The following is a 23,114-nucleotide window of genomic DNA, read 5'->3' on the forward strand; positions in this document are numbered from 1 at the left end:
GCACCTCGCTGCGCGAGGTGCCCACCACCCGGACTGCGTCCGGGTGGTGACGGCCTGTCCGCTGCGCTCCCTGGCCGGGCCTTGCTGCGCAAGGCTTGACCGGTTCTCCGCTTCGCTCCGCACCGGGTTGGGCCGGTCCGCTGCGCTCCCCGACCCAACAGCCCCTCCGGCTGCGCCTCCAGGGCCTTCGGCCCGCTGGCGCGGGCCAGGCTGGCTACGAGGAAGGGTGCCCGGGGTCGGGGCTGCATCAACCTGCATCAGTCTGATGCAGCATGTTGAATTGGCAGGATGGGGTGACACCCCCGGGGAGTGTCACCCCATCCTCTACCCCTTGGCTGGCCCGAGGTTTTAATCTCGGCTTCGCAGTACGAGATCGCGATATGGCAGCGATACGGTGGGGTATCCCGTAATTCCTAGCTGCTTTTCGATGTGCTCGATGAGCCCGGAAGCGCCTTCGCTCGTCGGTCGGTTCACTTCGGTTTCGATGAAGGTACCGACACCATTAATGGTGTCGATGCTGACTACCACGCCGGGGGTTTCGGGGTGGGTGTAGGTGGTGCGGGTCTTCTCCACGCGGACAAGTTCACGCATTCCGATGGAGGTGAGTAGCCTTTCGGCTGCGCGTGCCTGTTCGCCTTCGCTCAGGATGACGTTCGTTTCGACCTTGGAAATTACGTGGTCGTCTGCGTGGGTCGTGGGGGTGGATGCTGGTTTGTAAGTGATCTCTGCGAAGTTGTCCCGGTGGCGGATTCGCAGACATTCGACCGTCTGCATGTAATCGACGTCGGGGCGGCTGTAGTAGGTATCCACCTCGGTCACTGGGGCGGACGCGATGTAGCGGAGTTCGGCGAGTCGGGGCGTCAGAGTGCTCCCGTCGTCGGGGAGTTCGCGTTTGCGCTCCACTTCGATGGTGTGGGTCATGGGGTCCATTCTCCTGTTCTCTTCGCGGTTGGGGCGCGGGGGCCCTCGGCTCTGGTCCGAGGGCCCCCGCGTGTGTGGGGACTACATGGTGTGGGTGAGTGCCGAGTGCAGGCGGACCATGGCCGGACGGCTGCACAGGGGCCGGAGGGTTTCGATACCGGCGCTGATTGCTTCGGAGTCGTGGGCGGGGATGTTGGTGAAGAGGACCATTTGCTTTCCGTCGGGCAGGGGGTTGGGGAGGTGAGTGCGGAGGTAGCGCGTGTAGTAGGCGCGTTCGGGGGTGCGGACGTCGCGGGCTGCTCGGGGCATCAGCACGGTGTTCGTGTTGGCTTCCGCCGACGTGATCGCGAACTCGGACAGAAGTTCGCTGAGGGTGAGATAGACGTAGGTTTCGTGGCCTTCACGCTCGGTCCATTCCCGCCATACGGATGCGCACTGGTCGTCGCCGTTCTCGGCGGACGTGAGTAGTTCGATGAGTGCGGCATCGGTGCATTCGTCGAACATGTCTCCGTCCGTGACGTAGTGGTCGCCGTAGGGTTCGCTGATGCTCTTCAGGAATGCGCGGTGGCGGGGTGAAATGCCTTCGGCTTCGGTGAGGGTGAAGTGAACCCGCTTGTGACCTGCTGCCGCGTCGATCCAGTCGGCGGAATACTGTCCGTCGAGCTGGGGGCGGAATCCGAGGACACCGGAGCGCCAGGCGTAGTCACGAAAGGTGATGTAGTGGCGCTGGATTTCGCGGAAAAGCCCGATGGGCCCGGTCATGACGGCGCTGGTCCTGGGGTCGATGCTCTCCAGCGCGACGCGGTGGGAGTCCTGACGGGTGGTCGGGTCGTCGCCGGACCGGTGGTAGGGGTGGAGGCTGCCGGTCAGGTACTGCGGGGTGAACATGCGGATGAACTGGAGCCATCCGCGATGGGTGTAGGTGTGGGTGACCGGCTCGTGAAGGGTCGGCGCGTTGACCGTGCGTACGTCGCGGTAGGCGAAGTGCCCTCCGGGCGTCAGAACGGTGGGAAGGGTGCACATCAGTTCGTGAATCCCCCGGTACCCGCTGCCGTAGGAGTAGACCTCGTGCATGAGGGCGGACGCGGCGACGATGTCGGCGGGGCGGTCAAGGATCGTGCCGATCTGCTGGGCGAGACCGTGAGTGAGGGTGCAGGTTCCCAGGCCGGACGCGTTGTAGCGGTCGATTGCGTGAGCGAGGCTCTGGGAGATGACGCCGGGTGCCTCGATCAAGGTCACGTCCAGCGGGCGGGGGCGGTCGGTGGTGCTGGTGAGACTGCCGGTGAGGTACTGGAGTGCGGCTCCCCCGCCGGGTCCGATCTCCACGAGGTGAGAGGCAGTGGGGGTACGCCCGATGGCGTCCAAGACCATCTGCACCTTTTCGCGGCCGTGCGCGTTCGCGGCTACGTCGAGATAGCCAGCGGCGGACTTCGCGGCGGTGGCGAACGCGCCTCCCGCTGCGGTCTCGTTGGAGAGGGTGAGCGGCTGGTTCACGGTGTTGCCTTTCGTTGACTGGCTGTTGGTGGCCGGTCGGGGTGTGCCGCCCCTTCCGACATGCACAACATTACCCCACTTCAACTCACCAGTCCAGCGAAAACCGCAGGTCAGACACCCTTCTCCATGATCATCAAGCCCCGTGTGCCGCACCGGACCACGCGGGGGGTGGGGCGAGACTTTGGGCGGGAGCTGCCATGGGGCGAGTGATCATGGCCCCGTAAGCTTCCGGCGCGTCGGGCAGTCTGTGGACCTGCCCGCTAAAGCACGACGTTGGGGCCATGATCTTCGAGGCTCGCCCCATGGTGGCTGCCTAAAGTCTCGCCCCACCCCCCGCCCCAGCCACAACAAACGGGCGCGGAGCGCCCGGCACCGCTGCGCCCCGGAGGGTGCGTCAGCGCCCGGCATCGCTGCGCCCCGGAGGGGCGAGGGCGCGGAGCGCCCGGCATCGCTCCGCCCCCAAGGGCGCGTCAGCGCCCGGCCATCGCTCCGCCCCGGAGGGTGCGCAGCGCCCGACCACCGCTGCGCCCCGGAGGGGGCGTCAGCGCCCGGCATCGCTCCGCCCCCAAGGGGGCGTCAGCGCCCGACCATCGCTACGCCCCGGAGGGGGCGTCAGCGCCCGACCACCGCTGCGCCCCAGAGGGGCGAGGGGGCGTCAGCGCCCGGCATCGCTACGCCCCGGGAGGGTGCGTCAGCGCCCGGCCATCGCTACGCCCCGGGAGGGTGCGGAGCGCCCGGCCATCGCTGCGCCCCCCTCTCCGCGGATGCCGGTCATTCGGTCTCGGGGGCGGGGGCACTTTTGCCCGGTCAGCGGGGAGATTCGCGGCCGGTTCAAGGCGCTGAAACTGTTCGTGGTCACGAGCACCGAGCTGCGCCCAGGATGCGCAGCGCTGCCGTTGCCGACGCACGACCTGGTGGAGCAGCCGTCGCCTGGTCCATGAACAGCGCTCGTCCTTGGCTACTCGGCCGCCGGCGGAGTGCAGGCGGCGGGAGCACTTCCCCGGCGGTGGGTGGGTGGGTGGTGCTGTCCATCGTCGTGAACAACGGATCGGCGCCGACCTCCGGGGAAGTGCTGCTGAAGCGCTGCTCCCCGATGTGTACAGACGGCATCCTCGCGGCGCGTGCCCTGGGAAGCGTCGTGTCTCCGATAGAGGCGGGAGCGGGGCAGGCCGGCGCCCACGACCCGTGTGGCGTTCCTGCGGTTCTGGCCGTTGCCGGCCGGACTCGGGTCGTCCGTCTGCCTCCGGTGCTCGCGAGCACCGAGGACACACGATCGGGCCAGACAGATGTAAGGTTGAGATTGTCGGGACGGGGGTTGTGGTCAATGCCGCAACAGATTCCGCGCATGGAAAAGGGCCGGCGGAGAGTCGCCCTGAAGCAACCCGGCACACCACCGGCCCTACTACCAACAGCCCTGCCGACGAAACGGCGCGGGACCACGACCAGGATACAGGCCGACCCCAGTACACCGGCAAGGACATCCCTCCGAGGAAAGGACGAGCACCATGATCCCGCGAGGCCGTCCGGTCATCAACGAAGCCGACATCGCTGAACGAGCCGGAGTCCCTCTGGCCACCTGGCGCCGGCGTGACGCTCCGGCCTTCCGTGAGCACGTGCCCAGCCTCTTCCCCGGCAGCCGCTTCCTGATCTACGACCTGGAGCAAGCCCTGGCCTGCCTCCAGGGCAGCCCTGTCCCCGCGCTGCCCGCCCAGGAGGACCCCGACGACCAGCTCAACGACAAGGAAGCCGCCGACATCCTCGGCATCGACCCGGGAACGGTCCGCGGCTACGCCCGACGCGGCTACCTCTCCCCCGGCGAGACCCTCTACGGCGCCCGGGTCTGGCGCCGCCGCGAGATCGAACACCGCCGCGACCACCCACCCGGACAAGGCAAAGGAGGCGGACGCCGCGCCGGCGAACCCCAGGGCCCCCGCAAAGCCCACCCCTACGCCGGCGACCCACGACTGCAAACAGCCGGCGACGCCCTCGCCACCAGCCCGGACACCCCCATCACCCACATCGCCACCAACCTCGCCCAAGAACACGGCGGATCACCCCGCACCTGGGAACGCCTCCTCAACCAAGCACGCCAAACCCGGTGCCAAGCACCGGAGTAGAAGGCCCGCCAGGTCCATTTGAGCCTCTGGGCTATGCCCTGCCGCACCTTGCTACACCCCTCTTTCTGCGCGCAGCTCCGGAACCGTGCGAGACCCCCTCCCGACACGCGGGGAGGGGGTCTCGCACGTTCGCGGTGGCGGCGTTCTGCTACGCCGCTGCGCCCCGTTCGAGGAGGCGGATCACGGCCTGTGCGCGGCGCTTGTTCTGCGGGTGGTCTCCGAGGAGGACGAGCACCGGCTCGGCCGTCTCGTGGGCGTACTCGGGATCTTCGGCAGAGAGCCGCATCCATGTGGCGTGCGCGTTGCTGATCAAGCGCTGTGTCTCGTCCTCGGGGGCCCCTGCCTCACGGCGGCGCTGCGCCGTCTGGACGAGGAGCTCCACCGTCTCGGCCCAGTCCTCGGTTTCCTCGACGCGGCGCACGGTGAACACGGCCCGGACGGTCATCACGTTGACGGTGGGGGGTGCGAGAGGGCCGAGGGTGCCCGCGAGGACGGTTTCGAGCTGGGCGGCGGTGACGATGGCCTCGACGAGCCGTCCGGCCTTCTCCTGGGCGACGAGATCGGCCCAGGCGGGCCCGTACTGCGGCGGGAGCGGTGCGGCCCATTCGGTCGGCACGACGGCCGGTGCGGAGCCGAGCTCCGCCGCGGCGGGCTGCTGTGGGGGCCGAGCCTGAGCTCTGGCCGCCTCCTGGTGCGGGGGGGGGCCGCCGGGCGTGCCTGGGCGGGTACAGGTACCGGCGGTGCGGGGTGGGGGGTTTCGAGCGTCGTTACGGTGCCGTTGACGTCCACGATCAGGGGCCAGGCCGACCCGTCGGCTTCCTTGGCGAGCACGCGGACGGGGCGCCCGTGCAATGCCGCCTTGATCACAATTTCAGAGAGGGCGGCGACGCGTGCGGCGCTCGGGTCGAGGCCCTCCTCGGTGACCTGCTCGCCGTTGATGGACGCGACGCCGTCCACGCTCACGGTGATGGTGTAGACGGGGGTTGCGGGAACGCTTTCGGGATTCGTGGTAGTCATTTCGTCTTCCTCCGCCTATCCGCCCTTGGGGAAATAAGGCGGCGCCCATCCGAGGTAGGTCGCTCCCCACACGGTTTCAATGTCTGTTGCAGGAACAACGTCAATATATCCCGGACGGCGGATATCGTTACTGGCAATTTTGCCGTCTCCGAGGTAGACCGCGACGTGCCCAGCCCTTTGACCCGTGTCCCAGTACATCAAGGCGCCCGGCGGAGGGTTCCTGTCCCTGTCGTGCTTCATCTTCGGGGGCATTTCCTTGTAATGGTCAATGGCGTAATGGACTCCGGAGAAATTCCATCCGTGCGCCACGGCCACGAATGCCAAACACTTGCGGTACCAGTCTTTGCCGCCCGTGCGTGCCTCGGTCTCGGCCCAGCGGATCGCCTCGGCGTTGGTGCGGGGGTTCTTCACCTGGGCGGGCCATCCGGCGGCGCCGTCGTAGAACGGCTCCCCCGGCTTGCCGGGCTTCCCGGCGCCCCCGCCGGTCTCGGGGTAGCAATTCTCGTCGTCGGCCTGGTCGTCGCCGTTACTGCCGTCGTCGCCCGGGTTCTGACGGTCCGGTGTCTCGCTGGTGCCGGCGCGGTCGAGGTCGATTCCTGCCTCGCCTGCGATCTTGCGGGCGGCGTCCTCCTGGCCCGCGTACAGGTCGGGGTACGCGCTGCGCTGTACGGCCTGGGCGACGCGGCCGGCGTCCATGTTCTGCCAGTTGCGGACGTCGACCATGCCGCGGGGCGAGCCGTCCTCGTCGCCGAAGTAGAACATCTTGGCTGCGTAGGTGGGCTGCATGATCTGGTCGACGGTTCCCCAGCCCTGGGAGGGTCGTTGCTGGAACAGTCCGACGGAATCCCGGTCACCGTGGTCGAGATTGAAGAGGGTTGACTCCTGGAGCGCGGTCATCAGCCCGATGAGCGTCGCGTACCCGGAGAGCCCTCCGTCTGACGCGACCTTGTCAATGACCTTGGCGTTCTCTATCTGCTCTTTGCGGGTGGCGGGGCCGCCGCCTGGGGCGCCGCCGGCACTGCCGCCGTCGTCGACTCCGGGCGTACCGCGGCCTCCGCAGGAGTCCGCCTTCGCCGTTCCGGACATGCCGCCGGTGAACAGGCCGACGAGGACCATCACGATGATGAAGACGCCCAGGCCGATAGCCCCGGCCTTGAGCTTGACGAGTCCGGCTTTGAGGTTGAAGGCGGTCCGAAGCGCGTCGCGTCCGTTCACTTGCAGCCCCAGGATTCGGGTTACCCGCCACTCGTCGCCGCTGAGCATCAACTCCAGTTGCAGAACGGGGGTTTCCTTGTAGGTGGTGTATCCCTCGACGTTCACCGTCGCCGTCACCGTGCGCCACACGCGGATCGGTGAGTCTGCGGGGAGGTCGTTGCCGGCGGGCTGGACCTTCACCGTGCCGACCGTGGCGACTCCGCCGCGGCTGACGAGGCGGTTCCATGCCGGGTCGCTGTGAGCGCTCAAGTTTTCGGTGAGCGCGCGCGTCATGTACGGAGCGGCGCGCAGTACGGCCGCGGTGTGTGTCTCGTCCTGGGGCGGGTTGCGGGTGAGGTAGAGGCGTACGGCTTCCTCGGCGACGGTCCGGGGGTCGCCCAGGTCGACGGCCGGAGCCGTCGGCGAGGCGGTGCTCGGCTCGGCCGAGGAGCTGCTCGGGGAGACGCTATCCGCGGGCTTGTCGTCCTGGGCTGGGGGGAGCCGTGGCCGTGGCTCGGCTCCCCTGGTCGTGGCTTTCCCCGAGGAGGCCGGGCCAGACCCAGCGGGCGCCCGCACCGAGGGCGAGGATCAGGACGAGGATGATCGCGGCTCCTGCGGGCCGGATCGGGTCGCGGCGGCGCTGCTCGCGGACCCATTCCGCCGTTTGCCGCCGCGTCTCCTCGCGGTGTCCGGCCTTGGCGCGGCGCCTGGCCCGCAATCCCTTCGTCCTCTTGACGTCCTCCGGGTAGTCGAAGCCGGCCAGGACGTCGCGCCACTCCTGGGGCGTACGGTCGTCGTTCTTACCCGGCATGGGTCACCCCTTCTTCTTCGGCGTGGGCCTGGTGCTGGTCGGTCCGGCTGACGGCCGCGGGACTCGGGTGGGCGGCGCGGTCGTCCTGGGCGGCGGGGGTGTCGCGCTCCGGTTCGGGCGTGGCGGTGGCGGGTTGGGTGTGCTGCGGATGACGGTTCCCTGAATGACCTTCGGCCCGGCTGTGCTGCTGCTCGGCGGGAGGGCCTGGCGGAAGGCATAGGCCGGGGTGCCGGCCTCCGGACGCATCGTCGGTCCGGGGGGCAGGGCGCGGTTTGTGGGTGTGGGCGCTCCCGTCGCCGCTGGGAGAGCCGGGCGCGGCGGGCTCTGCGCGGGCACGGACGGCGTCGGTGCGGCTCCGGTGCCGGTCCGGGTGAGGGTGGCGGTAGCGGTGCCTGCCGTGGCGGGGATACTGCTGCCGGCCGTGGCGGGTGGCAGCGCCGAAGGACCGGACCCGGCCCCGGCGCCCGTGGTCGCCAACGGCTTTGGAGCTGGGGGCCGTTGGTTGGGTACGCGGGTGATGGTGGTGTTCCATGGCCCGTTTTGCGGCATGTGGGACCAGGGGCCGGGCGGGAGCGGCTTCCACCCGCCGCCGCCTCCTCCTCCGCCACCGCCTCCGCCCTTGCCGCCGCCGGGGCGGGTGGCCACGGGCCGGTGGTTGACGCCCGTGTCACGTCGGCCGCCGCCCTTGCCGCCGCCGAAGTTCAGCAGGCGGGAGGCAGCGAATCCGGCCATCATGCCGCCGGAGGTACCGCGGACGCCGAAGATTTGGGCGACGACGGCGCGGAACTGCATTCCGACGATGGCGGCGGCGATGGCCAGGCCGCTGGACGGCAGCCATCCGTACTCGCCGAAGACTTGGTTGCAGGCAACTTGGATCGAGAGGACGGCGCCCACCACCACGGTTGCGATGGTGCTTTCGAGGGTGCGGCCGAGTAGCTGGTCGAACCAGGCGAGACCCCATTCCCTCGGCCGCCCGGGGATCACCCATAGGCAAGCGAAGATAACGCCGACGAGTAGGAGCATGAGCGCGCCGAGGAAGCTCGCCAGGAAGGCAAAGGAAAGCGCGATGACGAGGGCCGCGAAAAGTACCACGTTAATGAACGCGGGGATGGTCACGGCGACACGGCCGCCCGGGTTGTGTCCCTGTCGCCATGCCACGGAGTCTTTACCCACGGTGGAATCGCTGACGTGGGTTTTCAACCACTCTTCCCGCTTGTCGCGGTCGGTGCCCTGGTCGAGGAGATCGGCGCCGTACTTTTCGCAGGCTTCCAGGGAGCCAAAATTGGCCGCGCACCATGGGGTGACGACGTAGGCCCGCCATACGGAGTCGCTCGATTTCCTGAGCATGTCGTCACGGCCGTTGCCGGTGAATTTCGGGTCGTGGTGTGTTTCGAACGGGAATTCTGCTTTGCCGTCGCCGAGGCCCGCCGAGGTGGCTTGCATGGTGACGCTGGCGCCGACCTGCCGGACGGTGTCGACGCCGTCAACCCAGGCTCCGGGGCTGGTGAGGAGGGAGATCGAGAAAACTCCGGATACGAGGACCCACCCGATTTGCGAGAGGCCGCCGCCTCCGCCGCCTTTCTTGTGCTGGGCGAAAGCGACGAGTCCGCCCACGGCAAGGGCGGCCGGTAGCAGGGTGAGAGTCAGGCCCTTTGCGGCTCCGCCGATGCTTTTTGTGATTGCGTTTTCGAGTGCTGGAATCGAGGTGAGCTGAAAAATCCACTGCACCACGACGACGGCCGCTGTCCCGATGACCACGGTAAGGGTCATGAACAGGTCGGCGATTCCGTGGAATGTGGCCTCGAACCCGTCGAACATTCCGAATTGCTCGTCGAGAATGTAAAGGGAGCCGTTTCCGTACGTCTCGTAGAGGGTGCCTTGGCCCTCGGGAACCTTGAAGTCGGGCGACGGCATCAGGTCGCCGACCCCCATAGGTTCGATATCCGCTGCGTGGGCTTGTGCCGCAGTGGCCATGAGCGTGGTGTATGCGAAAAGGAGCGGAATCGCTACGTTCCTCATTCGCGGCATTCGGCTGAGCACTCTTATCCCCCTGAAAGAGCGGTGAGGACGGCGGAGCCGTGCGCCACGTCGGCATCGCTGACGTCCTCGGTTTGGTCGACGGCCCAGGCGCCCGACTCCTTGATGAGGCGCAGGGCCCGGAGCGACGTCGTGGGCGGCTTGCCGGGCCACTGGACGGTGTAGGTGACCATGACGCCGTACCCGGCCGGGTGCTCGGTGCCGGCCGGAACCTCGACGACGTCCGACGCCTCGACCGGGCCGAGGTCGGCCCGGTCGGGCCCGCCGGTCGTACGGGTCGCCCTCGGCCGAGGAGTCGAGCCGTCGGCGTAGCGTGGCGGCTCGTCGTACGGCGAGGGCGCCGCGTCCTGGGCGTCCGTCGGCGAGGGTGACGGCTTGCCCGGGGTGTTGTCCTCGACGCACGTCTCGACGGTGCCGAACCGCAGCCGCTCGGACCGCAGCTTGCACACGGCCTGCCAGTCCTCGGCGTTCTGAGCCTCTTGGTATGAGCGGGCCGCGGTAAGGACGGCCGCCGTCGGGTCCGCCTTCGGCTTCTTGTCGGCGCTGTCCGAGGAGCATCCGGCGGCCATCAGTACGGCCACCGTGACGACGGCTGACGCCGTGTAGCGCTTCACGCGGTCACCTTCTCCATGGTCACGGCCTCGTTCTGGACGGCGTTCGGTGAGGTGTCGAGGAGCTTCTCCACGGCGAAGCGGGAGATGCCGGCCAGCGTCGTGGCGCCGCCGAGCACCGCGAGCAGACACAAGGCAAGCAGGGCGCCCAGCCGGTACCGCGGCGGCCCCGCACCCGCCGCGGATCAGGCAGGCGGTCCAAGACCTGGGACAGCGAGGCGAGTTCGGGTAGGTCGATGTTCCCGCGGTGGCGCTGCAGGACATCGATCAGGGAGGATGACACGCGAACGCGACCCCTGTTCTTGATCAACGGCTTCGAGAACCTTGATCATCAGAGGTCGCGTTCGTCACGTCCAGACCCGGGCAAGCAGGCCATCAGGGGCCGTCCACGGGCAAGTCACTCGTCTCGCCGCATGAGAACGCACGCGCCCTGGGCGCTGACCTGCACTGCGCCGGGCAGGGCGCGGCGGACGGCCTGGGCGTAGGTGGCCGATCCGTCCCGGCACACGACCTCGACACCGCTGCCGTGCTCCCGCAGCCAGGACTCGAGGGTGGCCGCCTCGCGGTCGGGCAGGACCGCGACGCGTCGGCCGGTCTCGGCATCCGTGATGATCGTGGCGTATCGGTGTCGGCGGCGCAGGGCGAAGTCGTCCACGCCGATCACTTGCGGGACCGCCTGCTGCGGCACCGGCAGGCGCCGCAGATGGCGCAGCGCGGTGCTGCGGGAAACGGGCACGGCCAGCAGGCCGGCCAGGCGTGCCGCCGCCCGGCCGCATAACTCCCGTGCCACCTGCGATATCTGGCCCGCCAGCCGCACTGTGCGGCGCTGATGGCGCTCCAGCAACCCGGCAATCCGCTCGCGGAAGGTCTGCCGTCGGCAGCCCAGCACCGGACAGACCAGCCGCCGGACCCGGACGCGGACGACGACCGGGCTGCCATCGACCGGCACGTCCGCCACCATCCGGCCGTAGTACCCGTGCACCTTCGCCGTCGGCGTCCCGTGCACCGGACACGGCACCGCGTCTTGCCGGGTGCGAGCCGTGACCACCACCACGTCACCGCCGTCCGTCACGCCCTCCACGACCAACGCCGACAACCCCGTCGCTATTGGGGAGTTCACATCCATCACGCGACCATGATCACGAAAGCTACCCAACGTCACCACCGACTACGAGCCAGAGCCGCTCGTTTGACAGACCCGTCCGCGCTGGGGGCGCAGGAGGAAAGCAGCGAAGTCGGTCATGCCGGGCCCAGGCCGAGCGGCTGTAGGAGATCGAGCCCTAACGAACCTGCTAAGCAGCCCTTCCGGTTGATGCTCTGCGCCGTCTGCCACGAGCGAAGGGGAGGCACATGGTGGGCGGCGCGTCCCACAGGTTCGTCAAGCGTCGGTGAGCAGGGGGTCGTACGGGGTGTTCGTGCGTCGGCCTGACATGAAGGCGAGGAAGTCGCCCACGAAGGCGCTGCGGCCGTAGGTGGCGTTGGTGGTGGTGAGGTCGCGGTGGAAGGCGGTGCGGAAGAGCGTCCGGTGTTCGTCCGCGTCGATGGTGCCGCTGCCGTCCTTGTCGGTGACGTCGAAGAGGACCTCGGCGACGCGGATGAGCGCGGGCCCGGCGAGGGAGGGGACGGCGGCGGCGTACTCGTCGGCGCTGACGCGGCCGTCGCCGTCGGTATCGAGGGCGGCCTGGAGCTCGCGCCACCAGGCGGCGAAGGCTTCGTAGAGCCGGGTTTCCTCGGGTTCGTCCAGGTCGAGGCGGGTGGCCAGTTCGCGTGCCATGGCGGCGAGGTCGGGCCAGTCGAGGTGGCCGTCGCCGGTCTGGTCCAGCACCTGGCGGAAGAAGTCCTCTGCCGAGCGCCGGCCCTCTCCCGTGGACGTCGACGGGGCCGGGACGGGGCCCGGTCCGGTGTCGCCGCTCAGTGGGGTGAGGAGGCGGAGCAGGGCCGAGGCCTTCTTCATGCGGGTGCGCAGCGCGCTCACGGTCCGGGCGCGGGGGTCGTCGCTGTCGGGCGAGAGGGAAAGGGTCTCGATGATGGTTTCGGCGTTGATCCAGCCTTCGGGCAGGAATCGGGTGAGCCCGGCGGCGAGGTAGGTGCCCTGCATGAGGGTGGGGGTGCCGGGCATGTCGGGCAGGCCGGCCCTACGCCGGTAGGGCTCAGGGAGCGAGGCGACGGTGATCGCGCCGAGGAGGGGCCCGGCGACAGCCCGGCCGGCCGCCCACAGGGTCGGCATGCCGTCGAGCAGTGCCGGGGCGGGCAGGTGGTCGAAGAGCCGGTAGAGGATGACGCGGGCTGCCTCGGTGTCTTCCAGCTCGTCCTCGACGACCCTGTCGAAGTACCGCCAGAAATCGTTCAGGTCCTCGGGGAGTTCCCCGGCGTCGCCGTCGAGTGCGGCGAGGAACGCACGGTACTCGGCGTACATGCGCTTCATGGTGTCCTGGTCGAGCGGCTGGCCGCTGAGGCGGCACATGGAGACGGCGCCCTCGAAGAGGGTGGCGACCACCCACGCGCGGGCCGCGCGGTCCATCGCGTCGTAGGCGCGGCCACGGGAGTCAAAGCCGCTCATGCGGGCGTGCAGCCTGTTGAGCCGGGCGGCCTCGCGTTCGCGTACCGCCGGGTCGGCGTCGAACATGCGCCGCATGCTGAGGAAGGTGTTGCGCAGTCGGCGCCAGGGGTGGGTGATGAAGGTGGAGTTGTCGACGAGGGCGGCGCCGATCTGCGGGTGGGCGGCCTCCAGCACGGTGGCGCGGATCATGGCCAGTGCCCAGCGCGGGTCGTCGAAGAAGGCGCGGAACTGCGACTCCGGCCCGAACAGGGGTGTCTCTCCGGCTGTTGCAGTGGTTCCGGTCGTCATGCCGAGTGTCCGTTCGTCTGGGGCGGCACGCCGCCGAAGCGGCGGTCACGGCGCCGGTAGGTGTGCAAGCAGGCGAGGAAGTCCGCGGCCCGAAAGTCGGGCCAGAGGGCTTGGGGGAAGACCCACTCGGCGTAGGCGACCTGCCAGAGCATGAAGTTGGAGATGCGCTGCTCGCCGGAGGTGCGGATGGCCAGGTCCACGTCGGGGGTGTCGGGGAATGGCAGGTGGTCCGCGAAGAGCCGCTCGCTCACCTCGTCGGCTGGCGTCCCGCTGCGAATCAGCGACCGGGCGGCCTCCACGATGTCCCGGCGTCCCCCGTGGTCGAAGGCAACGGTCAGCGTCATCCCCCGGCTGTCGGCGGTCAGCGTCGCCAGATCCTCGAAGTCCTGCGCCAGCTCACGGGGAATGCGTGGGTCCGCGGCCCCCAGGAAGCGGCAGCGGATACCTCGGGCGAGCAGCAGGGACGCGTGCTTGCGCACAACCTGACGCACCAGGCGCATCAGGTAGTCCACCTCGGCATCAGGACGGCTCCAGTTCTCGGTGGAGAAGGCGTACAGGCTGAGCCACTGCACGCCGGAGGCCCGGGCCGCCTCGATGATGTCGATGACGGTGGTCTCCGCAGCCCGATGGCCCGCCGTCCGGGGAAGCGAACGCGACTGTGCCCAGCGGCCATTGCCGTCCATCACGCAGGCCACGTGCCGCGGCACCGCACGTACCGGCCCGTCGACGGGCCACAGCTCGTCGCTGTCATGTCGCCCACTCACCCGGTCCCCCGTCACGGCGCATGCGCGGTGGATGCTGTGGCTCGTCACGCCCGGCTCCGTCTCGCCCTGTGCAGCACGGTCGTACCGTGCTTGGTCACACCCACTGTGTATCGCCCCCTACACGCCCCACCGGCGCGTCTCTCTCCAGGAGTCTGGCGGAAGGGAAGGGGCCTGATCGATCCAACAGGGGCGCGTCACCCCTGGCTCATCTGCGCGATTCCCTTTGGCGTCGGCGCTCTGGACGGGCCATGGGAAGCGCCGGTTCTTCCTACTCGGCCATTTCCAGTTGCACGTGGACCGCAGCTATCGGCTGCCGCGCGGCGCGAAGGCGACCGGGCCCCGGTACTTCCCGTGACGTGACGACAGGGGGGGTGTCCCAGGCTTCACCGTATGGGTCGAGAGCCGGTGCCTTCGTCGTGGTGTGCGGCGGTCAGCCACTCGGCGCCGCCGGCGACGGTGACCGTCCGTATGCCCTCGCCGTCGTCGGCAGCGGATTCACTCGGGCCTCCGCTGTCCAGTCCCGTACTGCTGTGTCCTCGCCTGGTGACACGCTTGTGGTTGACCGACTCACTTCTCGGAGATCAGTGTCACGTATGTCTGACATCAGAGGTAAGGCCAGCCAAACCACCCCGAACCAAACCTGGGCGCCTTGAGGAAAGGAATAGAGGCCCCCGAGGCCGGGCGCCCGCATGATTCTGGCGACCTGCTGTGGTCAACCGCCTCACCGCTGGTCCCGCGGAGCTCGGCGGTGGTTGGCGTGCGAGGTGTCCTGGAGTGCGACTCTCAGCGAGGGTGCGAGGTGGCGGACGATTTCATCAGGCGTCATGGATGCCATGGGCTCCAGGCGCAGCAGGTAGCGCGCGGTCATCAGACCGGCCATCTGCGCGGTGAACGCCGCGGCGCGTCTACGTGGGTGGGACCCGCCCAGCCAGGCCGCGATGCGGTCGACGATCTCGCGTTCGAGCACTTCCTTGACGAGCTCGGCGAACATCTCGTCCTGGGCCGCGTTGCGCACCATGGCGAGCAGCGCCGGCCCGGACTGCGGGTCGTCCCACACGGAGAGCATGGCACGGAGGGCGCGTTGGGAGAGGGTCTTGGGGTCGCCTTCCAGGACTTGGGCGACAACCTCGGCCGGATTGACGGCCAGGGCGAGCGCCGCGCCGAACAGGCCCTTCTTGGAACCGAAGAAGTAGCTGATCAGAGCAAGGTCCACGCCTGCCTCCGCGGCAATCGAGCGCAGCGTGACCGCATGGTAGCCCTCGGCCAGAAAGCGGCGGCGGGCCGTTTCGAGGATGACGTCATGGGTGTTGGGGCTGCCGGGCCGACGTCCACGACGCGAGGTTTTATTCATCACAGTTGAAATGCTAGCGGTGCGGTAGCGACTCTGACCGGGTTCCTGCAACCCACTGGAAGGCCCGGAGCCATGCCCCCCGATCAAGCGTCCGCAGGCCGTCACCGCCTCGTCCTCGCGGTCACCTGTCTCGCGCTGGCCACCGTCGTGTCCGCGATGTCCTCGTTGAACGTGGCGCTGCCGTCCATAGCCCGCGAGACCCAGGCCACCCAGACCCAGCTCACCTGGATCATCGACTCCTACAGCCTGGTGTTCGCCGCACTGCTGCTGCCCGCCGGTGCGCTCGGCGACCGCTTCGGGCGGCGCAACGCCCTACTCCTCGGTCTGGCGATCTTCGGCGGTGGCTCAGCCGCCGCGCTGCTCACCACCTCCCCGAACATGCTGATCGCGCTGAGAGCTCTGCTGGGCGTCGGTGCCGCGCTCGTCATGCCCGCCACGCTCTCGACCATTACCACCACTTTCCCGCCCTCTCTGCGGGCCCGTGGCGTCAGCACCTGGGCCGCCGTCGCCGGTGCCAGCGCCGTGGTGGGACTACTGGCTTCCGGCTCGCTGCTGACGGTCTGGTCCTGGAGTTCGGTCTTCCTCCTGAACCTGCTGCTCGCCGCAGCCGCCCTGGCGGGCGTGGCAAGGTACGTACCGGAGTCCGCCGAACCGTACCAGCCCGCGCTCGACCGCTTCGGGGCACTGTTGGTGGCCGCAGGCCTCGGCGTGCTCGTCTACAGCGTCATCGAGGCCCCCGTGCACGGCTGGAGCAGCGGGACCACCCTGGCCGGCATCACGCTGGGACTGATCGTCCTCACCGGCTTCGTGCTGTGGGAGCTGAAGCGGCGCCACCCGCTCCTGGATCCCAGGCTGTTCCGCCATCCGCGCTTCACGGCCGGCGCACTCTCGATCACCTTTCAGTTCTTCGGGTTCTTCGGGTTCATCTTCGTCGTCATGCAGTACCTCCAGTTCGTCAGGGGGGACAGCGCCCTGGTCGCCGCGCTGAGCGTGCTGCCCATGGCGGCGGCCATGGTGCCGCTGTCGCGCCTCAGCCCCCGCCTCACCGCCCGCTTCGGTATCGGACGTCCCTGGGTCACCGGACTGGTCCTGGTCTCGGTGGGCCTTGCGCTTCTTTCGCAACTGGACCGGGACAGCGGCTACGGACTGATCGCCGCCGCGCTGATGACGCTCGGATCCGGTATGGGGCTGGCGATGACACCGGCCACCACCGCGATCACCGATGCACTGCCGCCGGCCCTGCAGAACGTCGGCTCCGCGGTGAACGACCTCGCCCGCGAACTCGGCGGCGCTCTGGGCATCGCCGTCCTCGGCAGCGTCCTCACCTCCTCCTACCGCAGCAGCCTCCACCTGCCCGGCCTGCCAGAGAACCTGGAGGGCGCCGCGCGTTCATCGATCGCCGCAGCCGCCACGATCGGCGGGCCCGTACTCGACCAGGCCCGCACCGCCTTCATGACCGGCATGGAGGACGCCCTGCTCGTCGGCACCGGCGCAGCACTCTTCGCAGCCCTCGCCATAGCGTTTCTGCTCGCATCCCCCCGCCGGGCCCCCAGAACCGTCCGGAAGGAAACCACCGGAATCCCGGCAGGCACCCACAGCAACGACTCGGCCCCCCGGCCTTCGGAGAACCAGAAGGCGGCAGAGGGGCTCTGACCCAGGCCAGGTGGTCAGCGTTCTCGGCAGCGACTTCCTCGCCGCCGAGAACGCGACCGGCGCCCAGGTGCCGGGCAAGCTCGCATGCACGGGTTCACCAGCACGGGTGCCGACATCGTCACGGACTTGAAGGCCGACGGCCTGATCGCCTCCGGCTGAGGCCTTCACCCACCCTCGGAGGCCGTCGCTCTCGCCCTCCGCGGCGTCGTCCCCGAAGAGGGCAGGTGTCGGGTTCGGCTTCGCCCGGGGCCCTCCAGGGCCCTCACCCGGCCGACGCCGGATGCCGAGCAGCCGCTGGAGCGCCTGCTCCCGCGGCAACGGCGCATTGAGCAGCGCCTGCCGCCCGTGGTCGGCCGCACGAAGCACATGGGCGCGTCGTGGGAGTTGACAGGGCGTGGCCCCTCCGGACAGACGGGTACACGTTCGTCGGCGGGGGTGAGGTCGGGGCGCAGGCGGTGCCAGGAGGGCTGGCGCAGGCGTCCGGCCTTGGTTCGCCCACAACACCCAGCTCCGCCTCGCCCGGCCCCTCGCCACAGACCTCCGGCGGCCGTGGGAGAAGCCGTTGCCGCCGCACGAACTCACCCCCGCCCGGGTCCGGCGCGGGTTCCGGAACCTCCGCACGACGACAGGGAGGCTGTCGCACGACTTCCCCCGGCCGGGAGTCAAGAGCGATTCGACGTTCGGTTCCGGTCGGTGGGGGGACGTTGGAGTCTGGGCCGGTGGGCGGAGTTTCCTGGCGTGCGACCGCGAACGTGATCTCGAGATGCCGAGGAGTACCCGGGAGTGGCTGCCGCCAGGGCACTTGTGTTGGAAAGTGCTCGATGTGGTCGAGGAGCTCGATCTTTCGGCCTTCGAGGACGGCTACCGTGCTGACGGGCAGGGCGGCGGCGCCTACCCGCCAGCAGCCCTGGTCGCGCTGATCTTCTACTGCTACAGCAAGGGCATACGCTCCTCGCGGGGCATCGAGCGGGCCTGCTGGGACGATCTCGGCTGCCGGATCATCACCGCGAACCGCGCAGTGGACCATTCCACCGTCGCCCGGTTCATCCAACGTCACCACGACGCGCTGAGCCAGCTGTTCGTGCAGGTGCTGGCCCTTTGCGGTGGTCGAGGGCTGGTCGATCTTTCGGCGGTCGCGGTGGACGGCTCGCCAATGGACGCGAACGCGTCCCGTGACTCCAACAAGAAGTTGCCGCGTCTCGAAGCCGTCATCGCCCGGTGCGAGAACGAGATCAGCGCGCTCATGGACGACGCGTGCGACCATGCCCGGCGGGTCGAGACCGGCGACACCACTGATGCCGACGACGAGCCGCCGGGTGACAGCTGGCCGAGGCTGTCACGCCTGTGTGATCTACTCGCCCGGGCCCGCACGGCCCGGGACCGGCTCTATCAGCGGGCCCTGCCGTCTGCCGGCGAGATAAGGATCAAGGTCGAGAACGGTTTCAGCGGCCAGGCCCACGTTCTCGTTCAGCCGCTCGATCGCCTTCTCGGCGCCGCAGCTCCTGTACTTGCCGGCCTTGTGCTTTGCCTCGTCGAACTTCCCCGGGTCCGCCCAGACGAGTGCTGGCTGATGCATCTCCAACCGGGCCTTGAACAGCACCTCGGCCGCAGCATGCAGGTGGAGCACGGCGTACTTGAGGTCGCTCGGCTCGGGACTGTCCCGCCGAGCGAGGAGCTCCACGGCGCTGCTCAGGAAGTCCAGACCGTTGGCGAGGGCGGGGAAGTGGAAGTCCTTCGCCTCGACGAGGGAGGATCCTTCCTGCATTGGGACCGCCGCGCGGCGGGGGGAGGGGATGGGGGCCTCCGGCTCCTCCTCCCCGCCGCGGGCTTCTTCCCTCGGCGCCCAAGGATCCACGTCGGGGCGCTCGGCTCGGTCGGCCTCGGCACGCAGCGCGGCAGCCTTCTCCAGAAACATCCGCTCGTCGCCGGTCCGGGGTCCAGCGGAGGCGGGGGGTACCCGACTCTCCGGCTCGGCGGCTCGGGCCCGAGCCTCGGCAGCCGATCCGGACTCCTCTACCCCGCCGCCATCATCATCCGGCTCGATGCGGTCGTCCACAAAGTCCCCCCGATGCCCCGTCCAGCTATCTGCTACTTCAGGGAGAATAACGAGCGCCCGGGCGACATGTCCCTGCGATGCCTCAGCACACACAGTGACTACAACGACCGTTTGGCAGCAGTACTCGCGACAGTTGAATAGGCGAGCCCACCAGTACCAATGCCGGACCAGGCAGCCGGAGCCGCCGACGACATCGAAGTCGAGCTCGTCGTCGACCCGCCGCACGGACACGTCGTCCTGGCCGTCACCGACGCCAGCGACCGGCCCCTGCCCCCGAGCCCCGCCCATGTCCCCGGTGAGGAGGACGGCGGGCGCGGTCTGCTCCTGCTGGACGTCCTCGCCGACGACCACGGATGGACCCCGCGCCTGTGCGGCGGGAAGGCGGTGTGGGCCGTGTTCCGGTGCACGTGTACCCCGGCCCAGCGGCCGGTCACCACGCCGGACCGGATGAGGTGCGCCGATGCTGCCTGATGCCCACGTGTCCCTCCGGGGTCTCCTGCCGGGTCCCCGGGTAGCGTCGGGGACGACCACCGAGGGAGGCGTCACGGTGCAGGAGCGCGGAGAACGCGGCGAGCGGGCGGAGCGCCGCGAGCAGACCGCCCAGCGCATCGTCGAGGCCGCCGGGATCGTGATCGACCGCAAGGGCTACACCGCGGCGAGCATCCCGGAGATCCAGGACGCCGCCGGGGTCAGCCGCGGCGGTTTCTACCACCACTTCGCCAGCAAACAGGAGCTGGGAGACGCGGTCCTCGCCCGCCAGGGCCTGTTCTTCGAGCGGGTCGCGAGGCAGACGGAATCGGGGCCGGCCCCGGCCCTGTGGCTCCAGGCGCTGACCGACATCAGCCACCAGTACACCGCGAGCATCCTCAACGACCCGGTCCTGCGGGCCGCCGTCCGCCTCAGCATCGAGCCGGGCCCCTACCAGACCGCCGAGAGCTACGCGGCCCCCCTCGGGGCCGTCACCGCCGTCCTCGAATTCGCACGGAACGCCGACGAGCTCCAGGACCACGTCACTCCGGAAGAGGCCTCCCGGACCCTGGTCGGCTGCTACAGCGGCGTGCAACTCCTCGCCCTGGCCCTCGTCGAGCGGGAGACCCTGCACCAGCAGGTCACCGGCATGTGGTCCCTGATCATGCCCGGCCTCGCCCGCCCCACCGTCCTCGCCCGGCTGCGCCTGGACCCGCCGGACTCCTGACCACCCGCCCCCTGGGAGGGCTCGGCCCGGATGGTGGAACGCAGACACGGCGACCTTAAAAGTCGCTGCCCCCTGGGTGTGCCGGGAGTCCGGCTCCGGGCACCGCACGGGTCAGGTACAGCCCGGCCGCGGTGAACCCCGGCCCGTAGGCGACCGCGACACCGGGCCCCGAAGCACCGCCGTCACCGTCGTCGTCGGCCAGGGTCCGGGCCAGCACGTCCAGCAACGCCACCCCGCCCAGGTTTCCGCCCGCCAGGGAGTCGCGGGCGTGCCGTCCGGCCGTCTCCGGGTCGAGGCCGAGACCGGCCAGGGTCCCGGCGATGATCCCGGGCCCGCCCGGGTGGACCGCCGCCCACTCAACGGGCCGCCCGTCCAGCCACCCCGTCAGGAACGGCAGCACCCGTCCCGGAGCCGACGTAGCCGCCCGGCTCGAATCGAAAAGGACCCCGCTCTCATGCACGACACCCCAGTACGCGTCCGCGCTGTCCGGCAAAACCAACTGCCACACGTCCTCGACCACCAGGTCGCCCGCGCCGGCCTCCTCAACAGCGGAGACGACCACCGCTCCGGCCGCGTCCCCGAACAGGGCCCCGTACAGCACCGTCTGCATGCTCGGCGGCCCGGAATCCGGGTGATAGAGCGTGGAGAGGTCCTCGGCCGCAACCACCAGGGCCCGCCCGCCGGACCGGCCGCGCAGGGCCCTCACCGCGTGGACCAGGGCGTGCCCGCCGCCGACACACGCCGCGGTCGCCAGCCCGATCCGCTCGACATCCGGCCGCAGCCCGAGCCGGCCGACCAGGTCGACGTCCAGACCGGGGATCGTCCAGCTGGTGGTGTGCGTAGTGACCAGCACATCCACCTCCCACGGACCCAGCCCCGCCTCCACCAGCGCGTCCTGCGCCGCCGTCACCGCCCGGTCGCGCGACGCCTCGTACGCGGCCCGTGACCGCACCCCCACCCCCGCCCGCCCCGCGGTCTCAGCAAGCGGAGCAGACCACGGCCGCCACTCCACCCCCGCACTCCGCAGCATCCGCACCCACACCGGAAGTTTCGGGTGGTCATGCCGCGCCCGCAGATCCTCCACCAGGTCGTCCGTGCTCACCCGGTGCCCAGCCCGTACCACCACCGGGCGGCCGATCATCACCACGTCGATACCCAACCCCCATCCGTCCGTCCGGCCCCAACTCCGTTCACGGTCGCACACCCCAGGAGTCCCACGATGAACCGCCTGCCGCACCCCAGCCTGCTGCCCGCCGTCCCCGCCCCCGCCCCGAGGCCGTCCGTCCGGCGCCCGCTCGACCTCCGCGTCCACGCCCAGCGCATCCAGATAGACGAGCTGATCGTCACCGACCCCCGCACCGTCCTCGCCCACGCCCGCGCCGCCGCCCACCACGACCCCGACACCGCCGCCCTCGTCGGCTACAGCACCACCACCCCGTTACCTTTTCTGTGGCCCCGAAATGGGGCGCCTGGCCCCCGGGTCCGGTATGGCTGTGTGCCCCCTGTCGGAGGGATGACCTGGGGGGTGTTGCCGCCGGGCTTCGGGGCACCGCTTGACCGCTGATGAGGGGCCTGACGACCGCCTGGCCCGGCGCAACGCCGGGCCGCTTCAGGGACGGGATGTCTGCGTAACGTGGTTGCCGGCGTGTGGTGCCGCAGGGACGGCCAGGATCGGACACGAGTGCACGTCGAGGGGGCACGCGAGCATGGTCGACACCGTCGGCATAGATCTGTTCCTCGGCCTTGACCTGGGCAAGGAGTTCCACCACGCCCATGGTCTGACCGGGCAGGGCAAGACCGTCCATGACAGGCGGCTGCCCAACACCGAGCCGAAGCTGCGGGAACTGTTCGAGAAGCTGGTCGCGAAGTTCGGCACGGTCCTGGTCGTCGTCGACCAGGTCGCCAACATCGGCGCCCTGCCGCTGACCGTGGCCCGCGCCACCGGCTGCCGGGTCGCCTACCTGCCGGGACTGTCGATGCGCCGGGCCGCCGACCTCTACCCCGGCGAGGCCAAGACCGACGCCCGTGACGCCTTCGTCATCGCCGACACCGCCCGGACCATGCCCCACACCTTGCGCGCGGTGGACCGCGACGACGAGGCGCTGGCCGAGCTGACCATGCTCACCGGCTACGACAACGACCTGGCCGGCGAGGTCAACCGCACCACCAACCGGCTGCGCGGCCTGCTCTCCCAGATCCACCCCACTCTCGAAAGGGTGGTCGGCCCACGCCTGGGCTACCCCTACATCCTGGCCCTCCTTGAACGGCACGGCTCCCCGGCCAGGCTGAAGAAGCTGGGCCGAGGCCGCTGCGAGGTCCTGCTCAAGGCGCACGGCTCGCGCAAGGCCCACCACCTCGCCACCGAGATCTTCGACGCCCTCGCCGAGCAGACCCTTGTCGTTCCCGGCACCGAGGCCAGCGCGCTGATCGTGCCGGGCCTGGCCGCCCAGCTCGCCGCCGCCCACACCCAGCGGCGTCAGGCCGAGCAGGAGATCGCCGCCCTGCTGGAGGCCCTCCCTCTTTTCCACCTCCTGACGTCCATGCCCGGCCTGGGCGTCAGGACCACCGCGGCCGTGATCGTCGCGATCGGTGACGGCACCGCCTTCCCCACCGCCGGACACCTCGCCTCCTGCGCCGGACTCGCCCCCGCCACCAAGTCCTCGGGCACCTCCATCCGCGGCGAGCACGCACCCCACCGCGGCAACCGCCTCCTCAAACGCGCCCTGTTCCAAGCCGCGTTCGCCGCGATCGGCTGCAAGTCCGACCCGTCCTCCCGGACCTACTACGACCGCCAGCGCGCACGCGGCAAGACCCACACCCAGGCCATCCTCCGCCTGGCCCGCCAACGTGTGAACGTCATCCACGCGATGATCCGCACCGGAGCCCTCTACGAACCACGCACCCCCGACGACGTCGACCTCGCCGCCTGAAATCTCCGCCGCCCCTACCCTCCAGGCCCCATCACGCCCGCACACCGGCACGGCCACCCCGGCGCTGCCGGCCACCGGGCTGCCCATCAGGCACCCGATCCGCCGGGAACGTCCC

General features: G+C 69.7%; 19 protein-coding genes and 1 pseudogene. 7 read left to right on the forward strand and 13 right to left on the reverse strand.

The window, feature by feature from the left end:
* Positions 1–348: 348 nt before the first annotated feature.
* Both cyaB and B9S58_RS11300 read right to left on the reverse strand, forming a co-directional pair.
* Positions 349–921, reverse strand: coding sequence for a class IV adenylate cyclase (cyaB, locus tag B9S58_RS11295; RefSeq protein ID WP_202419558.1), 573 nt, complete (start codon positions 919–921; stop codon positions 349–351).
* 81 nt (positions 922–1,002) lie between these two features.
* Entirely contained in the window at positions 1,003–2,415 is a 1,413-nt protein-coding gene (locus tag B9S58_RS11300; protein WP_103531987.1) for a hypothetical protein, read from the reverse strand.
* A gap of 1,505 nt (positions 2,416–3,920) precedes the next feature.
* On the opposite strand from B9S58_RS11300, the gene B9S58_RS11305 reads away from it, so the two are divergent.
* Complete coding sequence (locus B9S58_RS11305; RefSeq protein WP_103531988.1) at positions 3,921–4,532, forward strand: proteoglycan-4; 612 nt, start codon at positions 3,921–3,923, stop codon at positions 4,530–4,532.
* Between the two features lie 148 nt (positions 4,533–4,680).
* Here the strand turns inward: B9S58_RS11305 and B9S58_RS11310 are convergent, their stop codons facing one another.
* The 10 genes and pseudogenes from B9S58_RS11310 to B9S58_RS11350 all read right to left on the reverse strand — a co-directional run bounded on the left by B9S58_RS11310 (position 4,681) and on the right by B9S58_RS11350 (position 15,165).
* On the reverse strand, positions 4,681–5,148 hold the full coding sequence (locus B9S58_RS11310) for a hypothetical protein (protein WP_103531989.1): 468 nt from the start codon (positions 5,146–5,148) through the stop codon (positions 4,681–4,683).
* A 416-nt stretch (positions 5,149–5,564) separates the two neighbouring features.
* Entirely contained in the window at positions 5,565–7,037 is a 1,473-nt protein-coding gene (locus tag B9S58_RS11320) for a C40 family peptidase (protein ID WP_258044327.1), read from the reverse strand.
* A 172-nt stretch (positions 7,038–7,209) separates the two neighbouring features.
* Positions 7,210–7,554, reverse strand: a complete 345-nt coding sequence (locus B9S58_RS37475) for a hypothetical protein (RefSeq protein WP_146063492.1) — start codon at positions 7,552–7,554, stop codon at positions 7,210–7,212.
* 3 nt (positions 7,555–7,557) lie between these two features.
* Complete coding sequence (locus B9S58_RS39950) at positions 7,558–9,528, reverse strand: hypothetical protein (protein WP_146063493.1); 1,971 nt, start codon at positions 9,526–9,528, stop codon at positions 7,558–7,560.
* A 68-nt stretch (positions 9,529–9,596) separates the two neighbouring features.
* Positions 9,597–10,205 carry a hypothetical protein gene (locus B9S58_RS11330; RefSeq protein WP_103531992.1) on the reverse strand — a complete coding sequence of 203 codons (609 nt, stop codon included), beginning with the start codon at positions 10,203–10,205 and terminating at the stop codon, positions 9,597–9,599.
* Complete coding sequence (locus B9S58_RS38955; protein ID WP_258044328.1) at positions 10,202–10,336, reverse strand: hypothetical protein; 135 nt, start codon at positions 10,334–10,336, stop codon at positions 10,202–10,204. The genes B9S58_RS11330 and B9S58_RS38955 overlap by 4 nt, the downstream gene beginning before the upstream one ends.
* Before the next feature lie 302 nt (positions 10,337–10,638).
* Positions 10,639–11,310: pseudogene (locus tag B9S58_RS11335) on the reverse strand (ISL3 family transposase); the annotation flags it as partial.
* Between the two features lie 270 nt (positions 11,311–11,580).
* Positions 11,581–13,050: an oxygenase MpaB family protein gene (locus tag B9S58_RS11340; RefSeq protein ID WP_103531993.1), complete on the reverse strand. Its 1,470-nt coding sequence runs from the start codon at positions 13,048–13,050 to the stop codon at positions 11,581–11,583.
* Entirely contained in the window at positions 13,047–13,814 is a 768-nt protein-coding gene (gene uppS / locus B9S58_RS11345) for a polyprenyl diphosphate synthase (protein ID WP_258044329.1), read from the reverse strand. Before uppS ends, B9S58_RS11340 begins: the two co-directional genes overlap by 4 nt.
* A 721-nt stretch (positions 13,815–14,535) precedes the next feature.
* Positions 14,536–15,165 carry a TetR family transcriptional regulator gene (locus B9S58_RS11350; protein WP_103531994.1) on the reverse strand — a complete coding sequence of 210 codons (630 nt, stop codon included), beginning with the start codon at positions 15,163–15,165 and terminating at the stop codon, positions 14,536–14,538.
* 72 nt (positions 15,166–15,237) lie between these two features.
* Between B9S58_RS11350 and B9S58_RS11355 the strand changes: the two genes are divergently transcribed.
* From B9S58_RS11355 to B9S58_RS11375, 4 genes are all read left to right on the forward strand, one after another.
* Positions 15,238–16,818, forward strand: a complete 1,581-nt coding sequence (locus tag B9S58_RS11355; RefSeq protein ID WP_103531995.1) for an MFS transporter — start codon at positions 15,238–15,240, stop codon at positions 16,816–16,818.
* 823 nt (positions 16,819–17,641) lie between these two features.
* Positions 17,642–19,015 (forward strand): transposase, encoded by a 1,374-nt coding sequence (locus B9S58_RS11365; protein WP_181009273.1) that lies wholly within the window; start codon positions 17,642–17,644, stop codon positions 19,013–19,015.
* 18 nt (positions 19,016–19,033) lie between these two features.
* Positions 19,034–19,345: a hypothetical protein gene (locus B9S58_RS11370; protein ID WP_103531998.1), complete on the forward strand. Its 312-nt coding sequence runs from the start codon at positions 19,034–19,036 to the stop codon at positions 19,343–19,345.
* A 76-nt stretch (positions 19,346–19,421) separates the two neighbouring features.
* Entirely contained in the window at positions 19,422–20,069 is a 648-nt protein-coding gene (locus B9S58_RS11375; protein WP_258044331.1) for a ScbR family autoregulator-binding transcription factor, read from the forward strand.
* Between the two features lie 55 nt (positions 20,070–20,124).
* Here the strand turns inward: B9S58_RS11375 and B9S58_RS11380 are convergent, their stop codons facing one another.
* The gene (locus B9S58_RS11380; protein ID WP_103532000.1) at positions 20,125–21,228 is read right to left on the reverse strand and encodes a PhlD; all 1,104 of its coding nucleotides are present in this window, start codon (positions 21,226–21,228) and stop codon (positions 20,125–20,127) included.
* 60 nt (positions 21,229–21,288) lie between these two features.
* Between B9S58_RS11380 and B9S58_RS38960 the strand changes: the two genes are divergently transcribed.
* Both B9S58_RS38960 and B9S58_RS11390 read left to right on the forward strand, forming a co-directional pair.
* The gene (locus B9S58_RS38960) at positions 21,289–21,633 is read left to right on the forward strand and encodes a hypothetical protein (RefSeq protein ID WP_103532001.1); all 345 of its coding nucleotides are present in this window, start codon (positions 21,289–21,291) and stop codon (positions 21,631–21,633) included.
* A 142-nt stretch (positions 21,634–21,775) separates the two neighbouring features.
* Positions 21,776–22,999 carry an IS110 family transposase gene (locus B9S58_RS11390; RefSeq protein ID WP_103532002.1) on the forward strand — a complete coding sequence of 408 codons (1,224 nt, stop codon included), beginning with the start codon at positions 21,776–21,778 and terminating at the stop codon, positions 22,997–22,999.
* Positions 23,000–23,114 lie beyond the last annotated feature (115 nt).

The organism is Streptomyces sp. SM11, from assembly GCF_002910905.1.
Lineage (GTDB): Bacteria > Actinomycetota > Actinomycetes > Streptomycetales > Streptomycetaceae > Streptomyces.

Excerpts from the sequence above, each read along its gene's own strand:
- cyaB (WP_202419558.1), bottom strand. The coding sequence starts at position 921 with ATGACCCACACCATCGAAGTGGAGCGCAAACGCGAACTCCCCGACGAC.
- B9S58_RS11305 (WP_103531988.1), top strand. The coding sequence starts at position 3,921 with ATGATCCCGCGAGGCCGTCCGGTCATCAACGAAGCCGACATCGCTGAA.
- B9S58_RS11320 (WP_258044327.1), bottom strand. The coding sequence starts at position 7,037 with ATGACGCGCGCGCTCACCGAAAACTTGAGCGCTCACAGCGACCCGGCA.
- B9S58_RS37475 (WP_146063492.1), bottom strand. The coding sequence starts at position 7,554 with ATGCCGGGTAAGAACGACGACCGTACGCCCCAGGAGTGGCGCGACGTC.
- B9S58_RS39950 (WP_146063493.1), bottom strand. The coding sequence starts at position 9,528 with ATGGCCACTGCGGCACAAGCCCACGCAGCGGATATCGAACCTATGGGG.
- B9S58_RS11340 (WP_103531993.1), bottom strand. The coding sequence starts at position 13,050 with ATGACGACCGGAACCACTGCAACAGCCGGAGAGACACCCCTGTTCGGG.
- B9S58_RS11350 (WP_103531994.1), bottom strand. The coding sequence starts at position 15,165 with ATGAATAAAACCTCGCGTCGTGGACGTCGGCCCGGCAGCCCCAACACC.
- B9S58_RS11355 (WP_103531995.1), top strand. The coding sequence starts at position 15,238 with ATGCCCCCCGATCAAGCGTCCGCAGGCCGTCACCGCCTCGTCCTCGCG.
- B9S58_RS11370 (WP_103531998.1), top strand. The coding sequence starts at position 19,034 with ATGCCGGACCAGGCAGCCGGAGCCGCCGACGACATCGAAGTCGAGCTC.
- B9S58_RS38960 (WP_103532001.1), top strand. The coding sequence starts at position 21,289 with ATGAACCGCCTGCCGCACCCCAGCCTGCTGCCCGCCGTCCCCGCCCCC.
- B9S58_RS11390 (WP_103532002.1), top strand. The coding sequence starts at position 21,776 with ATGGTCGACACCGTCGGCATAGATCTGTTCCTCGGCCTTGACCTGGGC.